At 57.3% G+C, this 16,450-nt stretch carries 14 protein-coding genes; 6 read left to right on the top strand and 8 right to left on the bottom strand.

Going from position 1 to position 16,450, the window contains the following annotated elements; translation table 11 throughout:
• Positions 1–198: 198 nt before the first annotated feature.
• Both clpA and V7730_RS02685 read left to right on the top strand, forming a co-directional pair.
• On the top strand, positions 199–2,520 hold the full coding sequence (gene clpA, locus V7730_RS02690) for an ATP-dependent Clp protease ATP-binding subunit ClpA (protein WP_335746046.1): 2,322 nt from the start codon (positions 199–201) through the stop codon (positions 2,518–2,520).
• Between the two features lie 14 nt (positions 2,521–2,534).
• Positions 2,535–3,476, top strand: a complete 942-nt coding sequence (locus V7730_RS02685; RefSeq protein ID WP_335746045.1) for a M23 family metallopeptidase — start codon at positions 2,535–2,537, stop codon at positions 3,474–3,476.
• A 2-nt stretch (positions 3,477–3,478) separates the two neighbouring features.
• On the opposite strand, the gene V7730_RS02680 is transcribed toward V7730_RS02685, so the two are convergent.
• The 3 genes from V7730_RS02680 to V7730_RS02670 form a co-directional block, all read right to left on the bottom strand.
• A complete protein-coding gene (locus V7730_RS02680; RefSeq protein ID WP_335746044.1) occupies positions 3,479–5,314 on the bottom strand; it encodes a peptidoglycan -binding protein in 1,836 nt (611 codons plus the stop codon).
• 2 nt (positions 5,315–5,316) lie between these two features.
• The gene (locus V7730_RS02675; RefSeq protein ID WP_335746043.1) at positions 5,317–6,534 is read right to left on the bottom strand and encodes a biopolymer transporter ExbB; all 1,218 of its coding nucleotides are present in this window, start codon (positions 6,532–6,534) and stop codon (positions 5,317–5,319) included.
• A 68-nt stretch (positions 6,535–6,602) separates the two neighbouring features.
• Positions 6,603–7,133: a gamma-glutamylcyclotransferase gene (locus tag V7730_RS02670; RefSeq protein WP_335746042.1), complete on the bottom strand. Its 531-nt coding sequence runs from the start codon at positions 7,131–7,133 to the stop codon at positions 6,603–6,605.
• 64 nt (positions 7,134–7,197) lie between these two features.
• Between V7730_RS02670 and V7730_RS02665 the strand changes: the two genes are divergently transcribed.
• Entirely contained in the window at positions 7,198–8,202 is a 1,005-nt protein-coding gene (locus V7730_RS02665; protein ID WP_335746041.1) for a DUF2125 domain-containing protein, read from the top strand.
• Here the strand turns inward: V7730_RS02665 and V7730_RS02660 are convergent.
• The 4 genes from V7730_RS02660 to rpsD all read right to left on the bottom strand — a co-directional run bounded on the left by V7730_RS02660 (position 8,199) and on the right by rpsD (position 11,757).
• Positions 8,199–8,960 (bottom strand): extensin-like domain-containing protein, encoded by a 762-nt coding sequence (locus V7730_RS02660; protein WP_335746040.1) that lies wholly within the window; start codon positions 8,958–8,960, stop codon positions 8,199–8,201. The genes V7730_RS02665 and V7730_RS02660 overlap by 4 nt on opposite strands.
• Positions 8,957–9,880 (bottom strand): prephenate/arogenate dehydrogenase family protein, encoded by a 924-nt coding sequence (locus V7730_RS02655; RefSeq protein ID WP_335746039.1) that lies wholly within the window; start codon positions 9,878–9,880, stop codon positions 8,957–8,959. Before V7730_RS02655 ends, V7730_RS02660 begins: the two co-directional genes overlap by 4 nt.
• 3 nt (positions 9,881–9,883) lie before the next feature.
• A complete protein-coding gene (gene hisC / locus V7730_RS02650; protein WP_335746038.1) occupies positions 9,884–10,966 on the bottom strand; it encodes a histidinol-phosphate transaminase in 1,083 nt (360 codons plus the stop codon).
• A 170-nt stretch (positions 10,967–11,136) separates the two neighbouring features.
• A complete protein-coding gene (gene rpsD / locus V7730_RS02645) occupies positions 11,137–11,757 on the bottom strand; it encodes a 30S ribosomal protein S4 (protein ID WP_335746037.1) in 621 nt (206 codons plus the stop codon).
• Between the two features lie 287 nt (positions 11,758–12,044).
• Between rpsD and V7730_RS02640 the strand changes: the two genes are divergently transcribed.
• On the top strand, positions 12,045–13,349 hold the full coding sequence (locus tag V7730_RS02640; protein WP_335746036.1) for a ferredoxin reductase family protein: 1,305 nt from the start codon (positions 12,045–12,047) through the stop codon (positions 13,347–13,349).
• Between the two features lie 211 nt (positions 13,350–13,560).
• On the opposite strand, the gene V7730_RS02635 is transcribed toward V7730_RS02640, so the two are convergent.
• Entirely contained in the window at positions 13,561–14,139 is a 579-nt protein-coding gene (locus tag V7730_RS02635) for a DNA-3-methyladenine glycosylase I (RefSeq protein WP_335746035.1), read from the bottom strand.
• Positions 14,140–14,288: 149 nt separating this feature from the next.
• Between V7730_RS02635 and V7730_RS02630 the strand changes: the two genes are divergently transcribed.
• Positions 14,289–15,107: an EAL domain-containing protein gene (locus V7730_RS02630; protein WP_335746034.1), complete on the top strand. Its 819-nt coding sequence runs from the start codon at positions 14,289–14,291 to the stop codon at positions 15,105–15,107.
• A 141-nt stretch (positions 15,108–15,248) separates the two neighbouring features.
• Positions 15,249–16,424, top strand: a complete 1,176-nt coding sequence (locus V7730_RS02625) for an acetyl-CoA C-acetyltransferase (RefSeq protein ID WP_335746033.1) — start codon at positions 15,249–15,251, stop codon at positions 16,422–16,424.
• The last annotated feature ends 26 nt before the right edge of the window (positions 16,425–16,450 follow it).

Here is a 16,450-nt window from a genome sequence, read left to right as displayed (position 1 = left end):
CTGTTGCCATGACGACTCAGGCTGCGCTGAAAACACCACCACTCAAGGCGCGCAAAAATAAATGTGACAACTTTATTTCAAAAAAGACTTGAAGCTAGGCAACTATCAACCAAACTCTAATACTATCAGGCCATGGTCGGACCGCAGGCGCTGGCATCTCTCACGCCCCACCGACCCCTATCGAAAAGGAGCACTAACGTGCCTTCATTCTCGACCACTCTTGAGCAGTCCATCCATGCAGCGCTCGCGCTTGCGAATGCACGCCGCCACGAATTCGCCACGCTGGAGCATTTGCTGCTGTCGCTGGTAGACGAGCCTGATGCACTTCAGGTTATGAAAGCCTGCTCTGTCGATGTAGAAGAACTGCGCGATACGCTTGTCGAATTCATCGACGAGGACCTCAGCAATCTGATCACAGATGTCGAGGGTTCCGAAGCTGTGCCAACAGCCGCATTCCAGCGTGTTATCCAGCGCGCCGCGATCCACGTGCAGTCGTCGGGCCGGACCGAAGTGACAGGTGCCAACGTGCTTGTCGCAATTTTTGCAGAGCGTGAAAGCAACGCTGCCTATTTTCTGCAAGAACAGGATATGACCCGCTATGACGCGGTGAATTTCATTGCCCACGGCGTTGCAAAAGACCCCGCGTATGGCGAAGAACGCCCCGTTGCCGGCGCACCGGAGCATGAAGAAGAAGCATTAGGTGTAACCGAAGGTGACAAAAAGGAATCGGCGCTGGCCAAATACTGCGTGGACCTCAACAAGAAATCTCGCGACGGCGATATCGATCCTCTGATCGGCCGCGACAGCGAGGTTGAACGCTGCATTCAGGTTCTGTGTCGCCGCCGCAAGAACAACCCGCTGCTGGTGGGCGATCCCGGTGTGGGTAAAACCGCCATCGCCGAAGGTCTTGCCCGCAAGATCGTCGCAGGTGAAACGCCTGAAGTATTGGCTAACACAACCATCTTCTCGCTCGACATGGGCGCGTTGCTGGCTGGTACCCGCTACCGTGGTGATTTTGAGGAGCGGCTGAAGGCCGTCGTGACCGAGCTTGAAGATCACGACGATGCCGTGCTGTTCATCGACGAGATTCACACCGTTATCGGCGCAGGGGCCACTTCTGGCGGAGCGATGGACGCATCCAACCTGCTCAAGCCTGCGCTTGCCGGTGGCAAACTGCGGACCATGGGCTCGACCACCTATAAAGAGTTCCGTCAGCACTTTGAAAAAGACCGCGCACTTGCCCGCCGTTTCCAGAAGATCGATGTGAACGAGCCTTCGGTGGAAGACGCACAGAAAATCCTCAAAGGCATCAAGCCGTACTTCGAGGATCACCACCGCGTAAAATACACCGCCGATGCGATCAAGACATCAGTCGAGCTTGCGCACCGCTATATCAACGATCGCAAACTGCCGGACAGCGCGATTGACGTGATTGACGAAGCAGGTGCCGCACAGCATCTGGTTGCGGCCTCCAAGCGCCGGAAGACAATAGGCACCAAAGAGATCGAAGCCGTGGTTGCGAAAATTGCCCGCATCCCGCCAAAGACTGTCTCGAAGGACGACGTTGTTGTGCTCAAGGATCTAGAAACTTCGTTGAAACGCGTTGTGTTCGGGCAGGATCAAGCGATCGAAGCGCTTGCTTCGGCGATCAAGCTGTCGCGTGCGGGCCTGCGCGAGCCTGAAAAACCTATTGGTAACTACCTGTTCGCAGGACCAACTGGCGTGGGTAAAACAGAAGTCGCCAAACAGCTTGCCGATACGCTTGGGGTGAAACTGCTCCGTTTCGATATGTCCGAGTACATGGAGAAGCACGCAGTCAGCCGTCTGATTGGTGCGCCTCCCGGCTATGTCGGCTTTGATCAGGGTGGGATGCTGACCGACGGTGTCGATCAGGACCCTCACTGCGTGCTGCTCCTCGACGAGATGGAGAAAGCGCACCCTGACGTCTACAATATTCTGCTGCAGGTAATGGACCACGGCAAACTGACCGATCACAATGGCCGCACGGTGGATTTCCGCAACGTGGTGCTTATCATGACCTCTAACGCTGGCGCATCCGAGCAGGCGAAAGAGGCGATCGGCTTTGGCCGCGACCGTCGCACCGGCGAGGACACAGCCGCAATCGAGCGGACGTTCACACCGGAATTTCGCAACCGTCTGGATGCGGTGATCTCCTTCGGCGCACTGCCCAAGGACACCATCCTTCGAGTGGTCGAGAAGTTCGTGCTGCAGCTTGAGGCCCAGTTGATGGATCGCAACGTGACCATTGAATTGAGCAAGCAAGCCGCAGAATGGCTCGCCGATAAGGGCTATGATGAGAAAATGGGTGCGCGCCCCTTGGGACGTGTCATTCAAGAGTACATCAAAAAACCGCTGGCCGAAGAGCTGCTGTTTGGCAAACTCTCCAAAGGCGGCGTGGTCAAAATCGGCGTGAAGAAAGGCGAGCTTGATATCAAAGTCGATGGGCCGGATAGCCCGCGATTGACTGGCAACAAGCCGCCACTGCTTACCGCTGAATAATGCGCTTTGGTCTTTTGACCCTTCTCTCTCTCGCCGTGCCTGCCACGGCGGGAGAACTGTCATTTTCCTCCCCCATTGATTGTGACCTGAACGGACCCTGCTACATCCAGCAGTACGTGGACCACGACCCGTCAAAGGACGCGTCCGATTTCACCTGCTCGGGACTAAGCTACGACGGGCATAAGGGCACAGATTTCGCCTTACCAACCTATGATATGATCGACTCTGGTGTTGATGTACTGGCATCGGCATCGGGCGTTGTTGCAGGTGTGCGTGACGGGATTGATGACGTTCGCTATAGCCCTGATCGTGCAGCGATCCTTAAGGGACGCGAATGTGGAAACGGTGTTGTATTGCGCCATCCTGACGGGTGGGAAACACAATATTGCCACCTGCGCAAAAGCTCGGTCACTGTTGTGCGCGGCCAATCAGTACAGGTTGGGGACGTGCTGGGTCAGGTCGGCATGTCAGGGCGAGCCGAATTCCCACATGTCCATTTGTCGGTCCGTCATGAAGGGAAGGTGATTGATCCCTTCGATCCTGACGGAACAATAATCTGTGGCGAAGCAGAGAATGACACGCTTTGGACTGATCAGCCTCCCTACCGCGCAGGTGGAATCGTCCGTATCGGCACCAGCAGCGCCGTGCCCGAGTTTACAGACATCCGCGCCAATACGGTCGCGTTTCCTAATACTGGAAGTGACGCCTTGGTGATCTATGCGTTTCTTTTCGGGACGCAAAAAGGCGATGTGATCCATCTTTCCCTACAGGGGCCTGCAGAAATCGTGATTGAACGTGATATCACGTTGGAACGATCTCAAGCGCAGTCCTTTCGCGCGATCGGCAAGAAACGTGGAGGAGAAGGCTGGCCCGAAGGTGAATACACTGGCACCGCCACCCTCTTGCGGGCAGATAAGGTGATAGACAGCGAAAACCTGACACTCACCCTGCCCTAGCTCTATTTTTCAGTAAACTTCAGCTCGATCCGGCGGTTGCGCGCGCGTGCTTCATCTGTGTCGGCAGTGTCTACTGGTTGATATTGTCCAAATCCGTTGGCGGACAGACGGTCCGGCGGAATGCCTAGGAAATTCGCCATGTATTTCACCACTGACAGCGCACGCGCTTGGCTCAGTTCCCAATTGTCGGCAAATTCACCCAGACCAGACAGCGGTACGTTATCGGTATGCCCGTCAACGCGAATGACCCAATCGATCCCGTCAGGGATATCGGCAGCTACGTTGCGCAGAATATCGGCCACTTTGGCAATCTCTTGCGTTCCCTTGCGCGACAACTCCGCCCCGCCAGGAGGGAACAAAACCTCTGAGCTAAAGACAAAGCGATCGCCCTCAATCCGCACGCCTTCTTGTGCCCCCAGCACGCTACGTAGACGCCCGAAGAACTCTGATCGATACTGTTCTAGGTTCTTTGTCTCCGCCTCCAGACGCGCACGCTCGGCGGCTTCAAGCTCGGCGCGCCGTCGCTCTTCTGCGGCGACCCGCGCCAAGGCGGTGTTCAGTTGGCTTCCCAGCGATTGAAGCTCGACCTCACGGGCGGTGTCCTCTGCAATGGCGGTGTCCAGCAAGCCCTGTAGATTGCTAAGCTGCGCACGCAGCGCCGCTACCTGTTGATTAAGCAGTTCCGTCTGGCGCTGCGCGGCAGCCGAGGTTTCCTGTTCCTGCGCCAATTGCGCTTCAGCCTGAGCAAGTAAGGTTGCGCGGCGGATCGCCTTGCTTTGGGTTTCAGTAACGTTATCTTGCGCCGCCAGCTTCGCGGCCAACGCAGCGGCCAGCCGCGTGCGCAGGTCTTCGATCTGCGTACCCGTCTCGGTTTCGGTTGTTCCAAGTTGAGTTTCCAGCGCAGCGATGCGCGCCTGAGCTTCTTGCAAGCTGAGCTCAAGCTCTGATTTCGTATCCTTGGCATCCCCCAAAGCGGCTGTCAGGCGCAGGGCCAGTTCCTCTTCAGCGGCCCTTGCGGCGGCGAGCAGGGTCAGTGTCTCTTCTGCCCGTTTGCGTTGTGCTTCCAGCGAGAGGGTCATAGCAGTCAGTTCGGTGTCCGCATTCTCCAACCGCTTACGCAACGCCTCAGCGGCGGCTGTTTCTGCCAGCTTTTCGGCTTCCTGCGCTGTCAACGCTTCTTGGGCGGCGGTCACTTCAGAGCTTAATGCAGCAACTGCGCTTTGCGCGTCGGCGTTGCGGACGCGTAAATCTGCAATCAGGGCCTCCAGCGCTTCCCGGCGTGCGGCAGCCAGTCGCGCCGCTTCTTCCTGTGCATCCACCTCCGAGCGGCTGGAGGCAAGCGCAAGGTTCAACGCCTCCTGCTCGTTCAGCAAAGTGGCCTCGAGGGCTTCCAGCTCTGACACTTGGCCAAGCGCGGTATCGCGGTCTGCAATCAGGGCCGCAACTTGCGCTTCAAAGCTAGTCAGCCGAGTCTGTGCGGCGTTCAATGCCTCGGCCTGGGCTGCGCGCTCTGACTGCAAGCTGGCGATAAGTGTATCTTGTTGCGATGCCCGCGTCTGGGCATCCGCTAACGATGATCTCAGGGCACCGACCCGCGCTTCAAGATCAGTGTTGGAGCGCCGCTCAAGACCCAGCGCTTGCGCCAGCGCAGCCACTTCGGAAGACAGCTCATCCAGCTCTGTCTCTTGACCGGATATCTGTTCCGTAAGGACAAATTGCATGACCATGAAGATTGTCAGCACGAACATCAGCACCAGCAAAAGACCAGTCATCGCATCCACAAAGCCCGGCCAGATAGACGCCTGAAACCGCGCGCCGGTGCGTCGCGACAGCGCCATGGCTAGCGGTCCCCGTCGTCGAGCTTGTTGGTGGCGCGCATGCGGCGTGGCTCTGTGCTGCTGCGTGGCGAGGACAACGCTTTGGTGAGGTGGGACAGTTCTTGGCGCAGCTCAGCCATGGTTTCCTGACGGCCGGCGGAAATTTCTTCCAGAATGCGCAGCATTTGCACGTCAATCGAGCGCAGCCGCATACGGCTTTCGGCATCCAGCCCATGGCTTTCGGATACAGCGTCAGGGCGGCTCTCAAGCGCTGCAATCATGCGCTCCTGACCATCCGCAATCCGCTCCAGCGCATCCGAGGATCCGCCCTGATCACCCAGCTGTACCGCCATCCGTTCTATAGCTGTGGCAAGGCTGCCCAACTGCTGCTCAACCTCGGCGCGGCCCGCTTCGGAGCGGCTGAACATGTCTTGCATGCCCTCCATCTGCTCGGCCATGTGGTCCACCATACCCGCCATGATGGCCTGCTCAGGCGTGCTATCATCCCCCGATGCAAATCCCACCCGCGTGATTGAGCTGAGCCAGTCTTCCAGTTCTTGGTAAAACCGGTTTTGCCCATGGCCAGCAAACAGCTCCAGCAGGCCCACGATCAACGACCCAGCAAGCCCCAACAGCGACGAGGCAAAAGCCACGCCCATTCCTGCAAGCTGCGATTCAAGCCCTGTCATCAGGCGGCTGAATACATCGGTACTGGACTCCCCCGCCTGCGGCGCGAGGCTGCGTATGGTGTCCACAATGGCGGGCACTGTCGTCGCCAGCCCATAGAACGTGCCCAGAAGGCCCAGAAAAATCAGCGTGTTGACGATGTATCGCGTAATCTCTCGCGCTTCGTCGATACGGGTTGCGACGGAATCAAGGATCGAGCGTGTCGAAGAGGCGCCCACCTGCATGCGCGGGCCGCGTGTGCGCAACAGCGCCGCCAAAGGTGCCAACATCTGCGGCGGCGTGTCGCTGGGCGTATCATTGTCCGAGGCGAAGTTTTCGATCCAGCGGACCGAGCCGATCAGTTGCAGCACTTGATAAAAGCAGGCCACCACGCCAATCGCGAAGACGAACAGGATAAACCCGTTGAGATAGGGGTTCGCCTGAAACACCGGCAACACCCGTGGCAACGCCACGAACACGCCAAAGCCCGACAGGCCAAGCACCAGCAGCATCAGAGTGATCTGACGCACAGGTTGGGAGAATTGCGGTTTTGCGTCGCGGTCTGGTTGCGCCATGCGCCCCTGCTCCTGACCTTATTGTTTATTGCCGTAGCTTAGCCTGAATTTACATCAAACCAAAGGGTTTATACGGCGATTTCACGCACCCTTGTTGCCAGCCATTCTAGCGCTGGATCGTGCAAACCGACAGACGTCAGATGTTCTGCCGTGTTATAGAGGTATTCGGTGTTTGGACCCCGCCCACCAACTGCGCGGGCGATGATCTGTGCCTGTTCCTCTAGTGCGAGGTCACCGCAATATTGCTCGTGCGCCTCGTCGATGACATAGACCAGCGCTGTTACCTCGCGCCCGTTCACCAACTGCACCGACAGTTCCTTTTCCACATAGGCCGAAGAAATAAGCTCACGCTCGCGCAGGTAAATTAGGGTCTGATCCTCATGTCCCGCCGTCACCTCAAGCGCCACGCCCTCGCAGGCTTTGCCGGGCTGTTGGTCAAGGGCCAGCACAAGGCCCGGTGCCTCCTCTGTCCCGCGATGATGGATCGAGCGCATGCAGAAAGAGCGGGCATAGTGCGGCAAGGTCCCGATCACGCTTTGCGCAACCTCGAAGCCGGGATTCCAAAGCAAACTGCCATAGCCGAATACCCACATACTCATCTGGTTCTCCTGTGTTGGGGCAGGTAAACTCCATCAAGGCGTCGATGAAAAGGGGGCACGTCCCATGTTACGCAGCGCAGTAAAAATCCTGATCCCGATTGCCCTGATATGGGCTGGTTGGTGGTACGTCGCGACCTCTGGCATGCAGAGCAGCCTGACCGCATGGTTCGATGCGCGCCGCGCCGAAGGCTGGCAGTCGCAAACGGGCGAGATGACACGGGCAGGCTTTCCGCTGCGGATCGCCACAGTCATATCCGACGTCACTCTGGACGATCCCGAGACGCAGGCAGCCCTGCATCTGCCGCAGATCACCCTCTCGACCCCGATCTATTGGCCCGGCCACGCAACCCTGCGGCTGGACGATGCGCCTGTTTTGCTATCAACGCCACAGGCGGAACTGGCCTTCGCCTCGAAGGACGCCGTAGCAGCGCTCCGACTGCACCCTAGCCCTGCCTTGCAACTTGAAACGTTGCACGGGTCCAGCCGCGATATGATAGTCCAACTCGACGCAGCGGACCTGTTGCTCATCGACACGTTCCGCGCTGACGTACAGCAAACTGCTGATGTGCAGACATATGATATTGACCTTAACGCCGCGGGCTTTGCCCCGGGGGTGTTGATCCGCGATGCCCTGCGCCTGCCCCAAAGCTGGCCTGAGCGGTTTGACAGCCTGGTCGCCGATATGACTGTCAGTTTTGATCGCCCTTGGGACCGCAGCGCGCTGGAAGACAGCAGACCACAGCCGACCGCCTTTAAGGTTGACCGGATTGAGGCCGTCTGGGCGGACCTAAACATCTCTCTCAACGCGGATTTGCAGATTGCCGCAGGCGGCATCGCCTCTGGTACTATGCGCCTTAAGGCGAAGAACTGGCAGCAAATGCTTGATCTTGCCAGTGCCAGCGGCGCGTTGTCTACGCAAATTCGGCCTCAAATAGAAAGCGGCCTGACGCTTTTGTCAGGTCTTTCAGGCAACCGTGAAAGTCTGGATGTGGAGATTACGATTGATCAAGGCCGGATGCGCATGGGGTTCATCCCGCTGGGCACAGCCCCGCGCCTGATCATCCGTTAGCGGCAGTAGCTTCCTGAACGGTATTGCGCCGTATCGAAATGGAAGTGATCAAGGTGAAAGCGGTTGGCCTTGGGGCCAAGCACCGTCTCGAACGGGCCGCACGCCTCTGCGTGCATGCGGCGCAGCGCCTTGCTGCTGCTGCCTGCAGTCCAGTTGCGCAGCACAGTAATTTCGTTGCCGTTTGCCAACCGGAACCCCGAGATGTCGATCGCGCGGCCTTTGCCATGCTCGGATATCTTGCCCGTTTTGGAATTATTGCGCCGGCGGCAGGCGTAATGCGCGGCCACTGTGATCTCACGCAGGCCGCCCCCTTTGCTGGACAGCGCAGGCTTGGCGCTGCGATCCACCCATGTCTTGAGCGCGCGCGCTGTGCCGCAATCCATTGTGGACTTTGCGCTCAATCGTACGCCTGAGATTGCGGAAATGCGCACCGCGCCATCCAGACCGCAGCCCGAAATGCGGCCAGGGACGCGCCCGACTGCTTCGCCCTGAATGGATGGATCACCGCAGACCGCCCCTGCCGCAAACCCTTTTTGCTTTCGGCGTTGGTCCTGCACTGCTTTTTGCGAACGGAACACAGGACGCAAGGATTTGAAAAATTCGCCCTGCTTGTTCTCTTGGGCAGAACGGTCAATGGTCTCGTTAGCGCTAAAGTTTCTTGCCGCGCTCTGCGGTCGTGCTTCGGGGCGTTTGGAGTTATCCGGCCCCGCGCAGGACGCCGTCGCCATAAGGCACAACAGGGCGGCAAGCCGCTTCATGGTTTGCGTCCGGGGTTCCGGCCAAAGTCAGGAGCATCGGTGTCTTGCCCCGCTTCAATAATTCCCCGCCGAATGGCACGCGTACGGGTAAAATAATCAAACAGGTGGTCCCCATCGCCCTGCCGGATCGCCCGCTGAAGCGCAAAAAGCTCTTCAGTAAACCGACCCAGAATTTCCAACGTTGCGTCTTTGTTTGTCAGGAACACATCGCGCCACATGGTCGGGTCCGAGGCGGCGATACGGGTAAAATCCCGAAAACCGGCCGCTGAATACTTGATAACCTCGCCATCGGTCACGCGGCGCAAATCATCAGCCACACCGACCATAGTATAGGCAATCAGGTGCGGCGCATGGGATGTCACGGCTAACACCAGATCGTGGTGGTCGGCGTCCATCTCCTCAACGTTGGCACCAAGCCCTTCCCAAAAGTTACGCAGGCGCGCAATTGCGGCCAGGTCTGTCCCTTCGGGCGGCACAAGCAGGCACCAACGGTTGTCGAAAAGCTCTGCAAAACCAGCACGCGGGCCTGAATGTTCGGTCCCAGCCAACGGGTGACCCGCAATGAAATGCACACCCTTAGGCAGATGTGGCATCACGTTGTTGATCACGTCCCCCTTAACCGAACCTACGTCTGTCACAGTCGCACCGAGTCTCAAGCTTCCTGCGATTCGTTCCATCACTGCGCCCATGACGCCGACTGGCACACACAGAACGACCAGATCAGCATCACGCACCGCATCATGGATATCGTCGCACACCACATCGCACAGCCCGATTTCACGCGCGGTTTCGCGTGTCTCCGCCGAGCGGGCAAATCCGGTGACTTCGCCCGCGAATCCGCCCCGTTTCATCGCCCAGAACATGGAGGAGGCGATCAGCCCAAGGCCAATCAGGGCCACACGGTCATAGAGTTGCGGCATGGGTCAGGCCTCCTTGAACTGGCGCACAGCATGAACCACGCGGCGGCAACCGCTTTCATCACCAACAGTAATACGCAAACAGGTCGGCAGCTTGTATCCCGCTACACGGCGCACGATCAGTCCTTGGGATTGCAGGTGCAGATCACATGCTTCCGTTTCACTTTGCGAAGCGAACCGGGCGAGAATAAAATTCGCCATCGACACATCCGACGGCACGCCGATCTCGGCCAAAGCGTCAGCCATCCACACACGCCAGCGCGCATTCTCGGCGCGGCAGTGATCGACATAGGCAACGTCACGCACGGCTACTTCTGCCGCCGCAAGGGCAGAGTTACTGAGATTGAAGGGGCCGCGCACACGGTTCAGCACGTCAATCACATGGGCAGGGCCATAGCCCCAGCCAACGCGCAAACCGCCCAGTCCGTAGATCTTTGAGAAAGTACGCGTCATCACTACGTTCTGGCGCGCATCAACAAGCGCGGCACCCCCATCGTAGCCTTCGACATACTCTGCATAGGCTCCGTCCAGCACCAGCAGCGCCTGCTCAGGCAGGTTATCGGCCAGACGCATGATGTCCCCCTGCCCGATCATCGTGCCGGTGGGGTTGTTCGGGTTGGCCAGAAATACGAGCCGCGTCTTATCCGTGCAGGCCGCCAGTATCGCGTCCACATCTGTCACACGCTCGTGCTCTTTCACCTCCACCGGTGTCGCACCTGCGGCCAGCGCCGAAATCCGGTACATGGCAAACCCGTGTTCGGTGTGAATCACCTCGGTGTCCGAACCGGCATAGGCCTGACACAAGAACGCAATGATCTCGTCCGAACCGGCGCCGCAAATGATCCGCGTAGGGTCAAGCGTGTAGACTTGGCCGATGGCCGTACGCAGCTCTGCGTGGTCACTGCTGGGATACCGGTGCAACTCGCGCCCCGCTCGCTCATACGCTTTCAGCGCGGCAGGCGACGGCCCAAAAGGGTTCTCGTTCGAGCTGAGCTTAAGCGCGTTATCCTGACCTGCCACATGAGCCGCCCCCCCTTGATAGAGAGATATATCCATGATGCCGGGTTGGGGCGTGATCATTTGTGTCATAACAGGACTCTTTAATTGTTGTGGCCCTTTTAACCGTTCAACCCTCCGGCAACCAGACGCGATTTTCACCCGTGCGCTTCTGCCGCCTCGTCCTCACAGCCCAAAATATAAAACGCCCCACCGGTTGTCCGGCAGGGCGCATCTGAAATCGTAACCTGTGGTGGCGAAGATCAGTTCTTCGCGTAGAATTCCACGACGAGGTTTGGTTCCATTACAACAGGGTATGGCACGTCGCCCAGAGCAGGCGTGCGCACGAATGTCGCTGTCATCTTAGAGTGATCCACATCCATGTAGTCAGGCACATCACGCTCTGCCAGCTGAGTGGCTTCGATCAGTGCAACCATCTGCTTGGAACGGTCACGTACTTCGATAACGTCACCCTCTTTTACACGGTAGGAAGGGATGTTCACGAGCTTGCCGTTCACGCGCACGTGGCGGTGGTTCACAAACTGGCGCGCAGCAAAGATCGTCGCAACGAACTTGGCACGGTACACAACCGCGTCAAGACGACGCTCGAGCAGACCAATCAGGTTCTCACCTGTATCGCCTTTTACACGCTCGGCTTCGCCGTAGATGCGGCGGAACTGCTTTTCGGTCAGGTCGCCGTAGTAGCCCTTGAGCTTCTGCTTGGCGCGCAGCTGGATACCGAAGTCGGAAATTTTGCCCTTACGGCGCTGACCGTGCTGGCCGGGGCCATATTCACGACGGTTTACTGGGGATTTTGGACGGCCCCAGATGTTTTCGCCCATGCGACGGTCAATTTTGTGCTTGGCAGCGGTGCGTTTAGTCACGGCTGTTCTCCTTATAAGGCCCGAAAGGGCGGTAAAGGGCGTTGTCCTTTGAGTTTGCACTCCGACAGGGTTTCCTTTGCAGGATCCACCAACACCAACGAAGTCGCGCTTATACGGGGGAACGGAAGGGAGTCAATGCAAGATTGCTACGAAACCGCTATTGTAGACCTAGCGTCCATCATGAACAGTAAATGGGGCTTCACAATCTGGCGCACCGATGCCCCATGATGGATCAAGCCCATAAGACAGAAATTTGCATCGTTGTAAGAAATGGATCAGAAAAGCACATGAAACCAATCCTTTTGATCATCTTTTACATAGCGGCTGTCACACTACCTTTAATACTGTCTTGGCTGGTCGGTGGTCCACCGCGCGCATTCCACCAAGAACTTGCCTCTGGCCTTGGTATTCTCGCGTTTGCCATGATCCTCATGGAGTTTGTCCTGTCTGGGCGCTTCAAGAATGTCTCGAATGATATCGGCATGGATGTAACGATGCGGTTTCATCAGGTGATGGCGAGGATAGCGCTGGGTTTTGCGGTCCTCCATCCATTTCTATACCGCGGCACGCCTTCTGGTGGCCAGCGGCCTTGGGATTCCACCCGCCAACTGGTGATCACCACTGATATTTCTGACCTTTCTACAGGCATTGCGGCGTATTTGCTTCTTCCAAGCCTTGTGCTTCTTGCGATTGGGCGCACCAAACTGGACTACAAATATGAAACATGGCGCTTGATGCACGGTGTTGGCGCTCTTTTGATAGCAGCACTTTTACTGCACCATACAGTATATGCGGGGCGCTTCGGATCCCAGCCGGTTATGACTGGTGTATGGCTGGCAATGACAGCGGTAGCTGTTGGGTCGCTCTGCTATGTTTACCTGCTGGTGCCACTCCGCGATAAAAAACGCGCGTGGCGTGTTACTTCCGTGACGCAGCTAACGCAAAAACAGTGGGAAGCAACCGTAACACCCGAGGGTCATTCAGGGCTTGATTACAAAGCGGGGCAATTTGTTTGGCTCAATGTCGGGCATAGTACCTTTTCAATGAAGGAAAACCCTTTTTCCATTTCGTCAGCGCCGACCGCAGGGCCAGAAATCTCTTTTATGATAAAGGAGTTTGGCGATTTCACCCGAACAATTGGTCAGATAAAGCCTGGCACGTTGGCGTATCTTGATGGCCCTTATGGCAGCCTGTCCGTCAAAGACCGCACCGAACCGGGCGTCGCATTGATCGCGGGCGGCGTAGGGCTCGCGCCACTGCTGGGGATTCTCAGGCAAATGCGCCTCACTGACGATCCTCGAAAAGTTAAGCTGGTCTACGGAAATCGATCGGTCGATCAGATTGCATACCGTGAAGAACTGGGGCTGGAGGACGTGACCTTGGTCTTGTCGGAACAACCAGAAACCTGGGATGGCGAAACCGGGTTTATTGACGGCCCCCTCTTGGATCGCACTTTCTCGCAGGAGGAATTTGCAGAATGGGTCTTTGTCGTGTGTGGGCCGCCAATCATGATGGATATCGTCGAGGACTATCTGCTCAAACGTCACACCCCTTCTCACCGCATTCTGTCAGAGAGGTTTAGCTATGATTGATCGACTGAAACGTATGAGTTTACGTCAGCGGGTTTCTATCTCGATATGGCTCGTGAGTGTGATCCTGTGCCTGATGCTGCTAGCGTTTGTGCTTCGGTAAAGGTTGTCATGACGCGGCCCAGCGGCGATGCTCTCCAAGGCTTGCTGCGATACGCCGCAATGCTTTTGTTGGCCACTTAAACAGTATAACTGACCGCCCCACCTCGGACCATCATTTCTGTGGGCGCGTGTGGTCAGCCACCACGCCATGTCTCGGACAGCCGACCAAATGGTCGTTAACCAATCCGCACGCCTCCATCCACGCATAGACAATAGTAGGCCCACAGAACTTGAACCCTGCTTTCTTGAGGTCTTTGGACACCTGCTCTGACAGGACAGTTTTGGGAGGTACATCTGATTGTCGCTCAAAGCGATTTTGCACAGGCGCGCCATCAACATAACTCCACATGAAACGGTCAAACCCCTGAGCGGCTTCGATACGCTGCCAAGCCTGCGCGTTGGTGATAGCCGCCTCAATCTTTCCCCGATGCCGGATGATTCCAGCATTCCCCAGCAAGCGCTGTACATCCGCCTCGCCCCACTGCGCGATTACATGCGGGTCGAACCCAGCGAAAGCCTCGCGAAAAGCGTCTCGCTTTTTAAGGATTGTGATCCAGCTTAGGCCGGCCTGAAATCCATCAAGGATGAGCTTCTCCCACAGCGCGCGGCTGTCGTATTCCGGCACGCCCCATTCAGCATCATGATAGTCGATGTAGATCTGTTCGGGCCCCGCCCATGCGCAGCGTGTCATGTCTGGCTGTCCCTGTGATTGATACATTTGGTGCAAAATTAGCTGTTTAACACCTTATTAGCGGGGCGAGTGCAATGTCCACCTACCCGCCGAACTCGTGGCCAATTGCAGCAAAGGACACCCCCGTGAAAGGTATTCACAGACGCCAAATGGCTGATATCCCCCCCGGCGGTCAAAGTCCGCTGGATTTCGCAATGACACAGCAGGCCCAAGACACACTATCGATGGTGAAAGAGGCGATTACCCACAACCAGACCCTGCTCGCCTTTCAGCCGGTGATGCGTAGCAGTGCGCTGGGTCAGGTCGGTTTTTACGAAGGGTTGATCCGCGTATTGGACGCCACAGGAAGGGTCATTCCTGCGGGTGCATTTATGGACAAGATCGAAGACACTGAAACCGGACGAGAGATTGATGTGCTGGCCCTACGCCACGGGCTAAACACGTTGCAGAAAAATCCGGGCCTGCGGCTGTCGATCAACATGTCCGCCCGCTCAATCGGATTTCGGCCCTGGATGAATTGCCTTAACCGCTTCATCAACGAATCGCCGGGCCTGGGGGAGCGGCTGATCCTGGAGATCACCGAAAGTTCGGCAATGATGGTGCCAGAGTTGGTGATCGACTTCATGCAACGTTTGCAGCCCAAAGGTATCTGCTTTGCAATGGATCGTTTTGGATCAGGGCAAATGACCATCCGGTATTTCAAGGACTTTGACTTTGACATCGTCAAAATCGACGGCCAGTTCATTCGCGGCATTGCACAGAATCCGGACAATCAGGCGCTTACCCGCGCATTGATGGGCATCGCCCACGAGTTCGAAATGGTTACTGTAGCAGAGTCGGTGGAGACCGAAGAAGATGCGGCGCTGGCCGTGGAAATAGGAATTGATTGCCTACAAGGTTACTATTTTGCGGCCCCCACCACGCGCCCCGACTGGACGCGAGAAGGAGGGTCGCAACAGAGCGCCTGACACAGACGCGCGGCAGACTTCTTGCCGCGCCGTGTCCCGTGCGGTATCCAAAGGCACAAGGTAAAGGAAAGACATTGCGCCTGTCGCGCCTCTGTCGTTACCGCTCCTTTACCATGCGTCATATTGAGAGGACCGCATTCCATGACAAACGTCGTTATCGCCTCCGCTGCCCGTACCGCAGTCGGCAGCTTTATGGGCTCTTTTGCCAACACTCCTGCGCATGATCTGGGCGCTGCAATGCTCAAGGAGATCGTCGCACGCGCAGGCATTGATGCCGCCGAAGTCTCGGAGACAATCCTCGGTCAGGTGCTGACCGCTGCTCAAGGTCAGAACCCTGCGCGTCAGGCCCACGTAAATGCCGGGCTGCCAATCGAATCCGCCGCTTGGTCGATCAACCAGGTTTGCGGTTCAGGCCTGCGTGCTGTTGCGCTGGCCGCACAACACATCCAGCTGGGCGATGCTGACATCGTCGCCTCAGGCGGCCAAGAGAACATGTCAATGTCTCCCCATGCCCAAGCCATTCGCGCCGGTCAAAAGATGGGCGATATGAAGTTCATCGATACGATGATCAAAGACGGGCTATGGGATGCGTTTAACGGCTACCATATGGGCCAGACCGCTGAAAACGTTGCCGCAAAATGGCAGATCACGCGTGAACAGCAGGACGAATTCGCAGTGGCCTCCCAGAACAAGGCCGAAGCCGCCCAAAAAGAGGGCCGCTTCAAGGATGAGATTTTTGCCTACACAGTGCCGGGCCGCAAAGGCGACACCATCGTGGACGCGGATGAATACATCCGTCACGGCGCAACAATGGACGCGATGGCAAAACTCCGCCCTGCGTTTGCCAAAGACGGCTCAGTGACTGCTGCCAACGCATCTGGCCTAAACGATGGCGCCGCCGGTGCCCTGCTGATGAGCGCGGACAACGCCGAAAAGCGCGGCATTGAGCCACTTGCGCGCATCGCCTCATACGCAACAGTTGGCCTTGACCCGTCAATCATGGGCGCAGGACCGATCTATGCATCCCGCAAAGCGCTGGAGAAAGCCGGCTGGAAGCCCGAAGACCTTGATCTGGTCGAAGCTAACGAAGCGTTCGCAGCACAGGCCTGCGCTGTGAACAAGGACATGGGCTGGGATCCGGCAATTGTGAACGTCAACGGTGGCGCAATTGCGATCGGTCACCCTATCGGCGCGTCCGGTGCACGCATCCTGAACACCCTTCTGTTCGAAATGAAGCGCCGCGGCGCGAAAAAAGGTCTCGCTACACTGTGCATTGGCGGCGGTATGGGTGTTGCCATGTGCCTCGAACGGCCCTAAAAATATTGGGCGCGCAATATAATTGC

This window comes from Sulfitobacter sp. (assembly GCF_036961165.1).
Taxonomy (GTDB): domain Bacteria; phylum Pseudomonadota; class Alphaproteobacteria; order Rhodobacterales; family Rhodobacteraceae; genus Sulfitobacter.
The sequence above is the reverse complement of the archived record's forward strand: the minus strand, read 5'-3'. Positions and strand labels throughout refer to the sequence as shown.